The sequence below is a fragment of the uncultured Nevskia sp. genome, assembly GCF_903885465.1.
In the GTDB taxonomy this organism is placed as follows: Bacteria; Pseudomonadota; Gammaproteobacteria; order Nevskiales; family Nevskiaceae; genus Nevskia.
The window spans coordinates 1-13254 of sequence record NZ_CAISIQ010000512.1 but is presented as its reverse complement, the minus strand read 5'-3'; the positions used below and the strand labels follow the sequence as shown (position 1 = coordinate 13254).

At 65.0% G+C, this 13254-nt stretch carries 11 protein-coding genes; 5 read left to right on the top strand and 6 right to left on the bottom strand.

The window, feature by feature from the left end:
• Positions 1 to 237: 237 nt before the first annotated feature.
• Positions 238 to 2241 carry a TonB-dependent receptor gene (locus QZY06_RS19730; RefSeq protein WP_295687383.1) on the bottom strand — a complete coding sequence of 668 codons (2004 nt, stop codon included), beginning with the start codon at positions 2239 to 2241 and terminating at the stop codon, positions 238 to 240.
• 345 nt (positions 2242 to 2586) lie between these two features.
• Here QZY06_RS19730 and QZY06_RS19725 point away from each other — a divergent pair, with 345 nt between their 5' ends.
• The 3 genes from QZY06_RS19725 to QZY06_RS19715 all read left to right on the top strand — a co-directional run bounded on the left by QZY06_RS19725 (position 2587) and on the right by QZY06_RS19715 (position 4620).
• Positions 2587 to 3756 carry a PLP-dependent aspartate aminotransferase family protein gene (locus QZY06_RS19725; RefSeq protein WP_295687381.1) on the top strand — a complete coding sequence of 390 codons (1170 nt, stop codon included), beginning with the start codon at positions 2587 to 2589 and terminating at the stop codon, positions 3754 to 3756.
• Between the two features lie 70 nt (positions 3757 to 3826).
• Complete coding sequence (locus QZY06_RS19720) at positions 3827 to 4162, top strand: 4a-hydroxytetrahydrobiopterin dehydratase (protein ID WP_295687378.1); 336 nt, start codon at positions 3827 to 3829, stop codon at positions 4160 to 4162.
• On the top strand, positions 4159 to 4620 hold the full coding sequence (locus tag QZY06_RS19715; protein ID WP_295687376.1) for a GNAT family N-acetyltransferase: 462 nt from the start codon (positions 4159 to 4161) through the stop codon (positions 4618 to 4620). The genes QZY06_RS19720 and QZY06_RS19715 overlap by 4 nt, the downstream gene beginning before the upstream one ends.
• On the opposite strand, the gene QZY06_RS19710 is transcribed toward QZY06_RS19715, so the two are convergent.
• The 5 genes from QZY06_RS19710 to QZY06_RS19690 are packed head-to-tail and all read right to left on the bottom strand — an operon-like array spanning position 4617 to position 8439.
• Positions 4617 to 5372 (bottom strand): SDR family NAD(P)-dependent oxidoreductase, encoded by a 756-nt coding sequence (locus tag QZY06_RS19710; protein ID WP_295687374.1) that lies wholly within the window; start codon positions 5370 to 5372, stop codon positions 4617 to 4619. The two genes, QZY06_RS19715 and QZY06_RS19710, sit on opposite strands and share 4 nt — an antisense overlap.
• Positions 5373 to 5379: 7 nt before the next feature.
• Positions 5380 to 6066, bottom strand: a complete 687-nt coding sequence (locus QZY06_RS19705; RefSeq protein WP_295687372.1) for an HAD family hydrolase — start codon at positions 6064 to 6066, stop codon at positions 5380 to 5382.
• Between the two features lie 5 nt (positions 6067 to 6071).
• Positions 6072 to 6809 carry a bifunctional 2-polyprenyl-6-hydroxyphenol methylase/3-demethylubiquinol 3-O-methyltransferase UbiG gene (ubiG, locus tag QZY06_RS19700; RefSeq protein ID WP_295687370.1) on the bottom strand — a complete coding sequence of 246 codons (738 nt, stop codon included), beginning with the start codon at positions 6807 to 6809 and terminating at the stop codon, positions 6072 to 6074.
• A 42-nt stretch (positions 6810 to 6851) separates the two neighbouring features.
• Positions 6852 to 7370 (bottom strand): CinA family protein, encoded by a 519-nt coding sequence (locus tag QZY06_RS19695; RefSeq protein ID WP_295687368.1) that lies wholly within the window; start codon positions 7368 to 7370, stop codon positions 6852 to 6854.
• Positions 7371 to 7389: 19 nt separating this feature from the next.
• On the bottom strand, positions 7390 to 8439 hold the full coding sequence (locus QZY06_RS19690) for a Glu/Leu/Phe/Val dehydrogenase dimerization domain-containing protein (RefSeq protein WP_295687366.1): 1050 nt from the start codon (positions 8437 to 8439) through the stop codon (positions 7390 to 7392).
• A 143-nt stretch (positions 8440 to 8582) separates the two neighbouring features.
• On the opposite strand from QZY06_RS19690, the gene QZY06_RS19685 reads away from it, so the two are divergent.
• Positions 8583 to 11969, top strand: coding sequence for a DUF2126 domain-containing protein (locus QZY06_RS19685; protein WP_295687363.1), 3387 nt, complete (start codon positions 8583 to 8585; stop codon positions 11967 to 11969).
• A 41-nt stretch (positions 11970 to 12010) separates the two neighbouring features.
• Positions 12011 to 13195: an HPP family protein gene (locus QZY06_RS19680; protein WP_367275688.1), complete on the top strand. Its 1185-nt coding sequence runs from the start codon at positions 12011 to 12013 to the stop codon at positions 13193 to 13195.
• The last annotated feature ends 59 nt before the right edge of the window (positions 13196 to 13254 follow it).

Genomic DNA, 13254 nt, shown 5'->3' with positions numbered 1-13254 from the left:
CGGGGGAGAAAGCGAAGTCTTTATCTCACTGTCGGAAGCGCTCCGCGCAGCACGCGCGGTGAACGGCAGCATCCGGCGGACGAAGCGGCGTAACCCTGCTGACACGGACTCAGCCTAAGCTCTCAGCCGCAGTCGTCACTCAAAAAAGAAAGCCGCCTTGCGGGCGGCTCAATTACATCGGAGTCGGATTCAGCGTCCGTAGCACCGGGGGCCGCACAAGGCGGCGCCCGGTGTGCGTCAGTACGAATAGCTGAGCGTGATTCGGCCGTTGATCGGCTCGATCGGGTGGAAATGAGTGTCGTCGACCCCTTCGGCCGCCTCGCCTTGCAGACGCGAGGTGTAGAAGTAATCGATGTCGTGATCCTTGGAGTCGAACAGATTGTTGATCTGGCCGCTGATCCTGAAGCTGCGGCTGATCCGGTAACCGGCGCCGATGTTGACCACTGTCGTCGAGTTCGATTTGACGCTGTTGTCCTCGGCCAGCGGACGCGGTCCGAAGTAGCGCACGCGCAGTGCCGTGTCCCAGCCTTGCGGACTGGTGTAAGTCACACCCAAGGCCGCAACGCCCTGCACCGCCTGCGGCACTCGCTTGCCGATAGCATTGCCATCTTCATCGAGCTGCTGTTCGCGGAAGCGGGCCTTGGTGTAGGCCAGATCGCTGTCGACCAGCAGATGCTTGATCGGCTTCCAGTAGACGGCCAGTTCGCCGCCGTAACGCTCGGTGGCGCCGAAGGGTTCCGTGGTACCGGCATCGCCGACATAGACCAGCTCCGAATCCGAGCGCAGCCGGAAGACGCTGGCGGCAAGCTGCACATTCGGGATGAGCGCCGTGCGCATGCCGAGATCGATGCCGCGGGCCACGGCGAGCGGCGTCACCGGATCGACAGCATCACCGCTGCGCGGATCGATGGTCTGCGTCGCACCGCGGGCGTCGTTCGAATGGAAACCCTGGCCAGCGTTGATGAAGAACTCGGTCTTCGCCCAGGGGCCGAAGATCAGCGCGCCTTTCGGGCTGATCAAGGTGTCCGAGGCCTGGCCGGTGTTCAGCGGGTTGTTGTTGACGACATCGAAGTTGATCGAGTCGAAACGAGCGCCGACATTGGCGCGCAGCCAGGACGTGAGATGGACGTTGGTCTGCGCGTAGACCGAACCGATCCATTCCTTGACGTCACTGACCGTCGTCGTATCGAGCCGCTCACGCGCGCGGGTCAGATACAGGCCGACGTCATCGATGTCGTCATAGCGCGTCTGCGCGCCGATCTCGTTGTGGAATTCCAGGCCGAGCAGCTGATTGGTCAGCTTGTAGCTGAGATTGCCGCCGTAGACGTTGCGCCTGTCCGACTGCTCGAACTGATCGCCGTTGACCGGATCGTCCAGGAAATAGGTGAAGTTCGAGAACAGATCGAGCCGGTAGCGGAACGCGTAGGCATCGAGCTTCAAGGTACCCGGCCCGAGTTGCTGTTCGAAGCCACCGGAAAAATTCACCCGGTGGCTGCGACCACCATCGGTGGGATCGATATAGCCGAGCCGGTCGATCAAGCCCTGATCGACGGCCCGTTCCGGAATCTGGTCCGGCGACAGGTTGCGCGTCGAATAGCCGGTGGCCGACAGGTGATAGCTGCCGCCCTCGTAGCGCTGCGAATAGCGCAGCACCAGATTGCCCTTGTTGAAGTTCTGGCCGAGATCGTAGGGGCCGTCGTAGTGCACGTATTCGAAGCCGTACAGCAGATTGCCAGCGCCGGCTTTGACCGAGCCGACCGACAGCAGCCGGCCGTAACCGTAGGCGCCGCCGGTGGCCTCGACGAGGTTCTGGTCGAACTTTTCCTTGTAACGAATATCGGCGGCACCCGCGGCCGAGAAATCGCCGTACTGCGCGTAGTAAGGGCCTTTGCGGTACTCGATCGAATCGACCAGTTCGGGGATGAAGAAGCCATTGTCGGCATAGCCCTGGCCGTGAGCGTGGGTCGGCATGTTGACCGGCAGGCCATCGACGAACACCGCGAAGTCGGTGCCGTGATCGAGGTTGTAGCCGCGCAGGAAGTACTGGTTGGCCTTCCCCTCGCCACTGTGCTGGGTGACGATCAGGCCCGGCACCACTTCCAGCAATTCGCCGGTGCGCGAGATCGGCCGGTTCTCGAACTGCTCCGAATAGACCGTGCCGATGGTCGCCGAATCGGCCTCGCCAACCAGTTCATCGGCGCTGACTGTCACGGTATCGAGCTGGACCGCTTCACCCGGCACGCCAGCGGCTTCCGCTGGCAGTACCGAAAACCCCGACAATCCCGCAATGCCCGCCAGTCCTGCATGCCTGGCTCCTCTCTTGGCCCTTCTCATCAATCGCTTCACGTGATCAACCATTGCCCACCCTGTTCAGCCTGTGCCCGGCTTAGGCCCGCGTCGGCGAACTCAGGTCTGCCTGACAGCGGCAGCCTTCGGTCGATTCGGCGGTATGACGTTTATATACGATGTCATACGACAGAATGATGAAAGCCGATGCAGCGCAGCCCAACTTTTCTGCAGCCGCGCGCAGAAGCTCGGTCACCGCGCTACCGTGCTCGCAGTCCTGACCTCACAACACGCCACGCCATGACCACCCAGACCCCGCCGCGCAACGCCTTCGCGACCCGCGTGATCCACGCCGGCCAGAGCCCGGACCCGACCACCGGCGCGATCATGCCGCCGATCTACGCCACCTCGACCTACGTCCAGGAAAGCCCCGGCGTGCACAAAGGCTACGAGTACGCACGCAGCCAGAACCCGACCCGCTTCGCCTACGAGCGCTGCGTGGCCGATCTCGAAAGCGGCACGCACGGCTACGCCTTCGCCTCCGGTCTGGCGGCGACCGCGACGGTGCTCGACCTGTTCGCGCCCGGCGATCACATCATCGCCAGCGATGATCTCTACGGCGGCAGCTACCGCCTGTTCGAGCGGGTGCGGGCGAAATCCGCCGGGCTGAAATTCTCCTTCGTCGACCTGCGCGATCCGGCCAACGTCGAAGCGACGATCCGGCCTGAAACCAAGATGATCTGGGTCGAAACGCCGACCAACCCGATGCTGAAGCTGGCCGATCTGTCCGCCATCGCCGCGATCGCCAAGCGTCACGGGCTGATCGCCGCCGCCGACAACACCTTCGCCAGCCCTTACGTGCAACGGCCGATCGAACTCGGCTTCGATCTGGTCATGCACTCGGCCACCAAGTATCTGAACGGCCACAGCGACATGGTCGGCGGCATGCTGGTGGTCGGTGGCAACGTCGATCTGGCCGAACGCCTGACGTTCCTGCAGAACGCCGTCGGCGCCGTCGCCGGGCCGTTCGATGCGTTCCTCGCGCTGCGCGGCGTGAAGACGCTGGCGCTGCGCATGGAGCGCCACTGCAGCAACGCGCAGGAACTGGCCGGCTGGCTGCAGACCCATCCGAAGATCGCCAAGGTTCATTACCCGGGCCTGGTCTCGCACCCGCAGCATCCGCTGGCGAAGAAGCAGATGCCGCGCGGCTACGGCGGCATGATCGCCATCGAACTGCGCGGCGGGCTTGAGGATGCCAAGCGCTTCCTGGAGCGCTGCCATCTGTTCGCGCTCGCCGAAAGCCTGGGCGGCGTCGAAAGCCTGATCGAGCACCCGGCGATCATGACCCACGCCAGTATCCCGGCCGAGAACCGCGCCGCGTTGGGCATCAGCGACACGCTGTGCCGGCTGTCGGTTGGGGTCGAGGATGTCGAGGATCTGAAAGCGGACCTCTCTCATGCGCTCGGCTGAGTGCTTCGCCGGTGAGGGGCTGGCAGCGGCGCGCTAAAGTGGCGTCTGCCCCTTTCCATCGAGATTCGCCATGACCACCCTCGCCCAGCGCCGCTGCGTTCCTTGCGAAGGCGGCGTCGACCCGCTGACGCCGTCCGAAGCTGCGGAGTTCATGACCCGGCTTGGCTCAGCCTGGACGCTGTCCGAAGACGGCCGGAAGCTGCACGGGCACTTCGAGTTCAAGAACTATTTCCGCACGCTGAGCTTCGTCAACGCGGCGGCCTACATCGCGATTCACGACGACCATCATCCGGATATCGCCTTCGACTACAAGAATTGCGACATCACCTACTGGACGCACGCGATCGACGGCTTGTCGGAGAACGATTTCATCTGCGCGGCCAAGACCGACGCCCTGCTGGTATGACGGCAGCCGTCATCGACTGGCGCCTGTGGCGCTGGAACGAGTGGTCGAACGATCTGCTTTATGCCGCGATGCGGCTGCGCAGCGAGATCTTCGTCGTCGAACAGAACTGCGTGTTCCTGGACATGGACGGCCTGGATCCGGCCTGCACGCATCTCTGCGGCACCAACGCTGACAGGGAGTTGCTGGCCTATGCCCGGCTGCTGGCGCCGGGCGTGAAGTACCCGGAGGCCTCGATCGGTCGGGTCATCACCTCAGCGCCAGCGCGCGGGCTGCAACTCGGCCGCGCGCTGATGCTGGAAGCCTTGCGGCTGACTCGCGAGCGCCATCCCGGCGTGCCGATTCGCATCGGCGCGCAGCAACGTCTGGACCGCTTTTACGCAAGCCTCGGTTTCGTGCAGATCGACGTGCCGTATCTCGAAGACGGCATCTGGCACATCGACATGCGGCTGGATCGCTAGCTGCGCGACAGCGCCTGGCCATTGATGCCGGCGCTGTCCGGGCCGAGCAGATAGAGCAGGCCCGCCACGGCCGCATCCGGCGCCGGCAGCTTCTGCACTTCCTCCGCAACGAAGCCTCGCGCACGCAACTCGGTACGCATCGCGCCCGGGTCATAGCTGTTGATGCGCAGGCCGGGCGACGCGCCGAATTCCTGCGACCACGCCTTGACCAGGCCTTCGAGCGCGTACTTGGCAACGCCATAGGAACCGCGCAGAGCCTTCGGCTCGCGGCCGACGGCGTCGGTGACGAAGACGATGCTGGCGTCGCGCGTCTGCTGCAGCAGCGGCAGGCACTGGCGAGTCAATGAATAGGCTGCCGTGAGATTGACCTGCAAGCCTTCCAGCCAGTCCTTCGGCGCTTCCTCGGTCATCGCCGTGAAGCCCTTGAAATGCGCCGCGCAGTGGACCAGACCTTCGAGCCGGCCGAACTCGCGCTCGACGGTTTCGGCGAGTTCGAAGATATCGGCCCAGGTGGTGCCAGCCAGGTTCATCGGATAGATCGCCGGCTGCGGGCCGCCGGCAGCCTCGATCTCGTCGAACACCGCTTCGAGCTTCTTCACCGTGCGGCCGAGCAGAATCACTGTGGCGCCGTGGCGCGCCGCCGCCAGTGCGGTGGCGCGGCCCAGACCGGCGCCGGCGCCGGTGATCAGAATAACCCGGCCCTGGAGCAGGCCGGCAGCCGGCGTGTAGCCGGCAGGAATCGCTGAACTCATGCCGTTCTCATCGGGCCATTCGCGGCCGGATCAGCGCCAGCACATCGGCCGGCGTATGCGCGATCGCGTCGGCTTTCCAGATCGACAAGTCGGGCTCGGCACCGAGATAACCCCAACCGGCGGCAATCGTCATCATGCCCGCGGCACGGCCGGCGACGACGTCGCGCAGGTCATCACCGACATAGATGCAGTGCTCCGGTTTGACGCCGATCTTCCGCGCGGCCAGCAGCAGACCATCGGGTGCCGGCTTCGGATGCGGTGTCGAATCACCGGCGACCAGACAACCACAGGTGGCCGGAAAGCCCAGTTGCGCAACCATCGGCTCGGCCAGCCAGCCGGCCTTGTTGGTGACGATGCCCCACTTGAGTCCTTCCTGGTCGAGCGCCGCCAGCAACTCGACGACGCCATCGAACAGCCGGCTGTGGGTGGTCAGATTGGCCTGATAGAACTTCAGGAACAGGGCCTTGCGGTCCTCGTAATCCCGATGATCCATGGTCATGTTCAGCGCCACTTTCAGCAGGCCGCGCGCGCCATTGGAAGCCTGCGGGCGGTAGTCGGACAGCGGCAGATGCGGCAACCCCTGCGCTTCGCGAACGAGGTTGGCGGCATAGCCGAGATCGGGCGCGCTATCGACGAGCGTGCCGTCCAGGTCGAAGAGAATCGCCTGGGGCACACGGTGAGTATTGGGATTCAAAACGATCAGTCCTCGGCCGGTTTCCGGCAGTGCATCAGGTAGTTGACGTCGATGTCGCTGGCGTTTAGCGAGGCCGACTTCAGCAGCGGGTTGTAGCGCAGGCCCATGACATCCTGCGGAACCAGGCCTGCATTGCGCGCCCAGCGATCCAGCTCGGACGGCCGGATGAACTTGGCATAGTCGTGGGTACCGCGCGGGACGATGCGCGCCACGTATTCGGCGCCGACGATCATCAGCGCGTAAGACTTGGGATTGCGATTGATGGTCGAAAACACCACGTCGCCACCCGGCTTCACCAGACGGGCAATCGCTTCGATGGTCTCGGCCGGGTCCGGCACGTGTTCGAGCATTTCCAGGCAGCAGACCAAGTCGAAACTTTCCGCTTGCTGCTCGGCCAGCACTTCGGCACTGACGACGCGGTAATCGACCTTCAGCCCCGCTTCCTCAGCATGCTGTTTCGCGACTTCGATCGACGCGGTGGCCAGATCGATGCCCAGCGCGTCGGCACCGGCAATCGCCAGCGCCTCGGTCAGGATGCCGCCGCCGCAGCCGACATCGAGCGTGCGCTTGCCCTTGATCGAAGCACTCGCCCCACCCGTGCGCTGCTGGATGTAGCGCATCCGCGGCGGGTTGATGACGTGCAGCGCGCCCATCTCGCCTGCGCGGTCCCACCAGCGGGCGGCCAGCGCTTCGAAGCGGGAAATTTCGTCGTGATCGACGTTGCCGGAATCAGTTCTGCTCATGGCGCGAGTTTACCAAACGACGGCCGGCAGCCCGCCAAGCGATCAGACAGGAACGGTCGCGTCGAGCAGATCGAGCAGGCCCTTCAGCGCCGCTTCGGCAGTGAGCCGCCGCACGGCGTCGCGATCACCCTCGAACTGGCAGCGGCTCGACGAAGTGGCAATGCCCGGCCCGGCCCAGGCGATGAACACGGTGCCGACCGGTTTGCCGGCGACACCGCCGCCCGGTCCGGCGATGCCGCTGACCGAGACTGTCCACTGCACCGGCGCGCGTGCTTTCAGACCGTCGGCCATCGCGATCACCGTCGGGCCGCTGACTGCGCCGAAAGTCTCGATAGTTTCTGCCGGCACGCCGAGCAGTTCCTGCTTCGCGCCGTTCGAATAGCTGACGATACCGCGCTCGAACCAGCCGGAACTGCCGGCGATATCGGTCATCAGCTTGGCGATCAGGCCGCCGGTGCAGGACTCGGCAGTGCCGATCATTTCGCCGCGGGCCAGCAGTTTCTGGCCGAGGCTGGTCGCCAGCACGTTGAGGCTTGCGTCGTCGGGAATCGTGGCAGTCATGGGATCGATGCGTTCGGGATCAGGCGCGGAAGATCGCTTCCGCCATCGCGTCGGCGATCTCGCCGGTCGGGCGCTCGGTCGCGAAGGAACGGGTGAAGATTTCGCTCAGGGTCGTGCCGATCCGCTGCAGATGGGCGTGGACCACCGCTTCGTTGTAGCCCGGGCCTTCGTAGTGGATGTCGATGATGCCGCCGGCGTTGATCACGTAATCCGGCGCGTACAGCAAGCCGTGATCGTGCACCCGCTGGCCATCACGTGGCTTGGCCAGTTGGTTGTTCGCGGCGCCGGCGATCACCTTGGCCTTGATCTGCGGTGTGCGGGTTTCGTTGAGCACGGCACCGAGCGCGCAGGGCGCGAAGACGTCGACATCGAGCGCGTGGATCGCCTCCATCGCCACCGCTGTCGCGCCGAATTCGGCCACCGCACGGTCGACAGCCGGCTGATGCAGATCGGTCACCCAAAGCTTGGCGCCGGCATCATGCAGATGCCGCGCCAGCCGGTAGCCGACATTGCCCACACCCTGGATTGCGACCTTGAGGCCACGCAGATCGTCACGGCCCAGCGCTGCGCGCACCGCCGCCTGCAGGCCGATGACTACACCGAGCGCGGTCGCCGGGCTGGGGTCGCCGCTGCGGCCGGCGGCAATCGAGGCGGCATCGGCAAGGCCGCCGACATGGCGGGTTTGCTCGGCCATCAGGCGGATGTCCGGCACGCTGGTGCCGGAATCCTCGGCGACGATGTAGCGGCCGTTCAGGGATTCGACGAAGCGGCCCATGGCGCGCATCAGCGCCGGGCTCTTGTCGTGGCGCGGGTCACCTAGGATCACCGACTTGCCGCCGCCCTGCGGCAGCCCGGCGAGTGCGGCCTTGTAGGTCATGCCGCGACTCAGGCGCAGCACGTCGGTCAGCGCTTCGGCATCGGAGGCATACGGCCACATGCGACAGCCGCCAAGGCCGGGGCCGAGCCGGGTGCTGTGCACGGCGATGATCGCGCGCAGGCCGGAGGCCTGGTCGTGATGAAAGGCCACATGCTCGTGGCCATCGAATTCGGGGTGGGAAAAGACCGACATGGAAGAACACCGTGAATGTTTGTCACGAGTCTACCGGCGAACGGCGGACCAACGATCAACGCGCACTTTCGGCCCGCTTCGACGCGACGGCGTTCTTCTTGCGTCACAATCAAACCCACCCTCCGGAACCGCCGACTCGCCTCATGTCGATCCATGCCGTCCTGCATCACGAAACGACCTACAAGTACGACCGGCGCGTGACCTTGTCGCCGCAGATCATCCGTCTGCGGCCCGCGCCGCATGGCCGCACACCGGTGCTGTCGTACTCGCTGAAGGTCGAGCCGGAAGGCCACTTCCTGAACTGGCAGCAGGATGCCTTCGCCAACTGGCAGGCTCGTGTCGTGTTCCCGGACAAGGTCACCGAGTTCAAGGTGACCGTCGACCTGGTTGCCGACATGTCGATCTACAACCCGTTCGACTTCTTCATCGAAGAGAAGGCCGAGACCTTCCCGTTCACTTATGACGAGGCGCTGAAGGAAGACCTCAAGCCCTATCTCAAGCATGGCTCGGCGACGCCGCGCCTCGCCGCGTTCCTCCGGGCGATTCCGAAGGAAGAGATTCGCACCATCGACTTCATCGTCGAACTGAACCGCCGCGTGCAGGAAGCGGTGAGCTACCTGATCCGCCTCGAACCCGGCGTGCAGACGCCGGAAGACACGCTGACCCTGGCCTCCGGTTCCTGCCGTGATTCGGGCTGGCTGCTGGTGCAGATCTTCCGCCAGCTCGGATTGGCCGCGCGCTTCGTTTCCGGTTACCTGATCCAGCTGACGCCGGACGTGAAATCGCTCGATGGCCCGTCCGGCACCGATCACGATTTCACCGATCTGCACGCCTGGTGCGAGGTCTATCTGCCCGGCGCCGGCTGGGTCGGCCTCGATCCGACCTCGGGCCTGCTGACTGGCGAAGGCCATATCCCGCTGTGCGCAACGCCGGAGCCGTCGAGCGCGGCGCCGATCACCGGCTCGATGAGCTTCGAAGGCAAGGGCGATCTCGATACCGAGTTCGGCCATTCGATGATCGTCACCCGCCTGTTCGAATCACCGCGCGTGACCAAGCCGTACACGGACGCGCAATGGAAGGCGATCGACACCCTGGGTCTGGCGGTCGATGCCAGGCTCAAGGCCGGCGACGTGCGCCTGACGATGGGCGGCGAACCGACCTTCATCTCGATCGACGACATGCAGGGCGAGGAGTGGAACATCGCCGCTGTCGGCCCGACCAAGCAAGGATTGGCGAACACGCTGATCCGCCGTCTGCGTGACCGCTTCGCGCCGGCCGAGAAAGGTGGCGGTCTGCTGACCTACGGCCAGGGCAAGTGGTATCCGGGTGAATCGCTGCCGCGCTGGGCCTATGCGCTGTACTGGCGTGGCGACGGCAAGCCGATCGTTCGCACCGATCTCGCCGAGGGCAAGACCAAGCCGACCATCGAAGCCGCGGCGTTGCTGGTGCGCGGCATCGCCAATCGGCTCGAAGTGAGCCCCGAAAACGCCGTGCCCGGTTACGAGGACGCGTTCTTCTATCTGCACCGCGAGCGCCAGCTGCCGGACAACGTGCTGCCGGAAGACAGCAAGCTGAAGGACCCAGAAGAGCGGGCCCGCCTCGCGAAGGTGTTCGAACGCGGGCTCGACGTGCCGCGCGGCTACGCGCTGCCGGTGCAGCGCTGGCAGTCGCGTGCCTGGATTTCCGAACGCTGGAGCTTCCGCCAGAAGCGCATGTTCCTAATCCCTGGCGATTCGCCGATCGGCTTCCGTCTGCCGCTCGATGCCCTGCCCTGGCTGCCGCCGTCGCGCTTCCCGACTCTGATTCCGTATGACCCGATGGCGGTCGATTTCCAGACTGCCAAACCGCTGCCGGCCTTTGATGGCCGCCGCCAGCCGTTCCTGCAATCGTCAGGCGAAAAGCGCGAGGAAGCCGAAACCGACATCGCCGCGCGCCTGCGCGAGCGCCGTCAGCGCCTAACCGCCGAGGAGGACCAGCCGGAACCGGTACGTCGTGGTGCCTATCTGGAAGGCGGCAATGTCCGCACTGCGCTGACTGTGGAACCACGCGAAGGCCACCTCTGCGTGTTCCTGCCGCCGACCGAATCGATCGAGGATTATCTGGAGCTGGTTGCAGCCATCGAGGATGCCTCGGCTGAGCTCGATACGCCGGTGCGCATCGAAGGCTATTCGCCGCCGAACGATCACCGCATCAATGTCCTCAAGGTCACGCCGGATCCCGGCGTCATCGAAGTCAACATCCATCCTTCGCATAGCTGGGAAGAGCTGCGCGAAACCACGCTGACCGTGTACGAAGAAGCGCGGCTCGCCCGTCTGGCCACCGAGAAATTCCTCATCGACGGTCGCTCGGTCGGCACCGGTGGCGGCAACCATTTCGTCGTCGGCGGCGCCACACCGGCCGATTCGCCGTTCCTGCGCCGGCCGGACGTGCTCGGCTCGCTGATCCGCTACTGGCAGAACCATCCCGGCCTTTCGTACTTCTTCTCCGGCCTGTTCATCGGCGCGACTTCGCAGCATCCGCGCATCGATGAAGCGCAGGATTCGGCGCTGTACGAGCTGGAAATCGCCCTTAGCCAGCTGCCGCCGCCCGGCCAGCAAGTGCCGCTGTGGATGATCGACCGCACCTTGCGCAACCTGCTGACCGATCTGACCGGCAACACCCATCGCACCGAAATCTCGATCGACAAGCTGTATTCGCCGGATGGCCCGACCGGCCGCCTCGGCCTGGTCGAGTTCCGCGCGTTCGAGATGCCGCCGCACGCCCAGATGAGCCTCGCCCAGCAGCTGCTGCTGCGCAGCCTGATCGCCTGGTTCTGGGAGCAGCCGTACACCCAGCCGCTGGTCCGCTGGGGTACGCAGCTGCATGACAAATTCATGCTGCCGCACTACGTCTGGGCCGATATCGGCGACGTGGTAAGCGATCTCAATCGGGCCGATTTCCCGTTCAAGCTGGACTGGTTTGCGCCGCACTTCGAGTTCCGCTTCCCGCGCCATGGCGCCGTGCGCCACGGCCAGGTCGAGCTGGAAGTCCGCCACGCGCTGGAACCCTGGCCGGTACTCGGCGAGGAGAACGCCGTCGGCGGCACGGCGCGCTATGTCGATTCGTCGATGGAGCGTCTGCAGGTGAGGGTCTCCGGGCTGACCGAAGGCCGTCACTTCGTCACCGCTGGCGGTCGTCGCCTGCCGTTGCTGAATACCGGCGTGAAGGGCGAATACGTGGCCGGCCTGCGCTATCGCGCCTGGCATCCGCCATCGGCGCTGCATCCGTCGATCGGCGTCCACACGCCTTTGGTGTTCGATCTCTACGACGCCTGGAACAAGCGCCCGGTGGCTGGTTGCACCTACCACGTCGCCCATCCGGCCGGCCGCAATTACGAAACCTTCCCGGTCAATGCCTACGAGGCCGAGGCGCGTTTCCTGAGCCGCTTCACGCCGTTCGGTCACACGCCGAACCCGTACTGGCCGGCCGAGGAAAAGGTCAACCCGGACTACCCGCATACCCTGGATCTGCGGCGTCCGAACGGGCTGTAAGCCCAAAGGGGGCGACGAGACCCGCGCGATAAACTGCGCGGATGAACTCGTCGCCCACTCCTTCCGCTCCGTTGGCCGGAGCGATCAAGAACGTCTTCCTGTCGCTGCTGCCGGCTCCGGTGACTCTGGCCGGACGCGAGCGGCTGCGCGTTGTGGCCGGTGCCGCAATCGGTGTCGGCCTCGCCGCGTTGCTGAGTCATTGGCTGGCTGGCGTTGCCGGTATCGACGGCGTCTGGATGGTCGCTTCGCTTGGCGCCTCGGCAGTACTGGTGTTCGCAGCGCCCGCCGGCCCGATGGCCCAGCCCTGGGCAGCGGTTGCCGGCAACACCGTTTCAGCAGTGGTCGGCATCGCCTGCGTGCGCTGGATCGGCGAGCCGGCTTTCGTGGTCGCAGCACTAGCCGCCAGCCTGTCGATCGCCGCGATGTTCAGCCTGCGCTGCCTGCATCCTCCCGGTGGCGCGGTGGCGCTGACCGCCGTGCTGCTGCAGGTTCAGGACTTCCACTTCGCGCTGTTCCCGGTTGCCGTCAATACCTTGCTGCTGGTGCTTGCCGGTAGCGCGTTCCACCGGGCGACCGGTCGCCGCTATCCGCACTCGCAGCAAGCGGCAAAACCACCGGCCGGCGAGATTCCGTCACGCTTCAGTTCTGCGGATTTCGACAAGGCCCTCGCCCGCTACAACGAAGTGCTCGACGTCAGTCGCGACGATCTCGAAGGCCTCCTGCGCCAGACCGAGCTGAACGCCTACCACCGCCTGTTCGGTGGCTTGCGCTGCGCCGACATCATGTCGCGCGAGCCGGTCACCGTGCAGTTCGGCGACGGCTTGCAGGACGCCTGGGCGCTAATGCGCCGGCATCAGGTGAAAGCACTGCCCGTGACCGATCGGGGCGGCCGCATCGCCGGTATCGTCACCCAGGCAGATTTCCTGCGGCAGGCCAATCTCGATGCTCACGAAGGGCTGGGCGAGCGGGTCAAGGACCTGGTGCGCAGCACCGGCAGCTTGCTGTCGACGAAGCCGGAAGTGGTTGGCCAGATCATGACCCGCAGAGTGCGCGTAGCCCGCGAGGATCGGCTGATCGTCGACCTGATCGCTTCCTTCTCGGCCGATGGTCACCACCATTTGCCGATCGTCGATGCCGACAGCAAGCTGGTCGGCATCATCACGCAATCGGATTTCGTCCGGGCCCTGGCTCGCGTCATCGAGCCCGAGCAGGTTGCTGCCCGCTAGTCGCTATTTCTTCAACAGCGACTTCAAATCAGCAAACGGATTGCCGGTCGACAGCTTGT

What these genes read in the sequence shown, in the direction of transcription:
- QZY06_RS19725 (WP_295687381.1), top strand. Translation starts at nt 2,587, where the DNA reads ATGACCACCCAGACCCCGCCGCGCAACGCCTTCGCGACCCGCGTGATC.
- QZY06_RS19720 (WP_295687378.1), top strand. Translation starts at nt 3,827, where the DNA reads ATGACCACCCTCGCCCAGCGCCGCTGCGTTCCTTGCGAAGGCGGCGTC.
- QZY06_RS19715 (WP_295687376.1), top strand. Translation starts at nt 4,159, where the DNA reads ATGACGGCAGCCGTCATCGACTGGCGCCTGTGGCGCTGGAACGAGTGG.
- QZY06_RS19710 (WP_295687374.1), bottom strand. Translation starts at nt 5,372, where the DNA reads ATGAGTTCAGCGATTCCTGCCGGCTACACGCCGGCTGCCGGCCTGCTC.
- ubiG (WP_295687370.1), bottom strand. Translation starts at nt 6,809, where the DNA reads ATGAGCAGAACTGATTCCGGCAACGTCGATCACGACGAAATTTCCCGC.
- QZY06_RS19695 (WP_295687368.1), bottom strand. Translation starts at nt 7,370, where the DNA reads ATGACTGCCACGATTCCCGACGACGCAAGCCTCAACGTGCTGGCGACC.
- QZY06_RS19690 (WP_295687366.1), bottom strand. Translation starts at nt 8,439, where the DNA reads ATGTCGGTCTTTTCCCACCCCGAATTCGATGGCCACGAGCATGTGGCC.
- QZY06_RS19685 (WP_295687363.1), top strand. Translation starts at nt 8,583, where the DNA reads ATGTCGATCCATGCCGTCCTGCATCACGAAACGACCTACAAGTACGAC.
- QZY06_RS19680 (WP_367275688.1), top strand. Translation starts at nt 12,011, where the DNA reads ATGAACTCGTCGCCCACTCCTTCCGCTCCGTTGGCCGGAGCGATCAAG.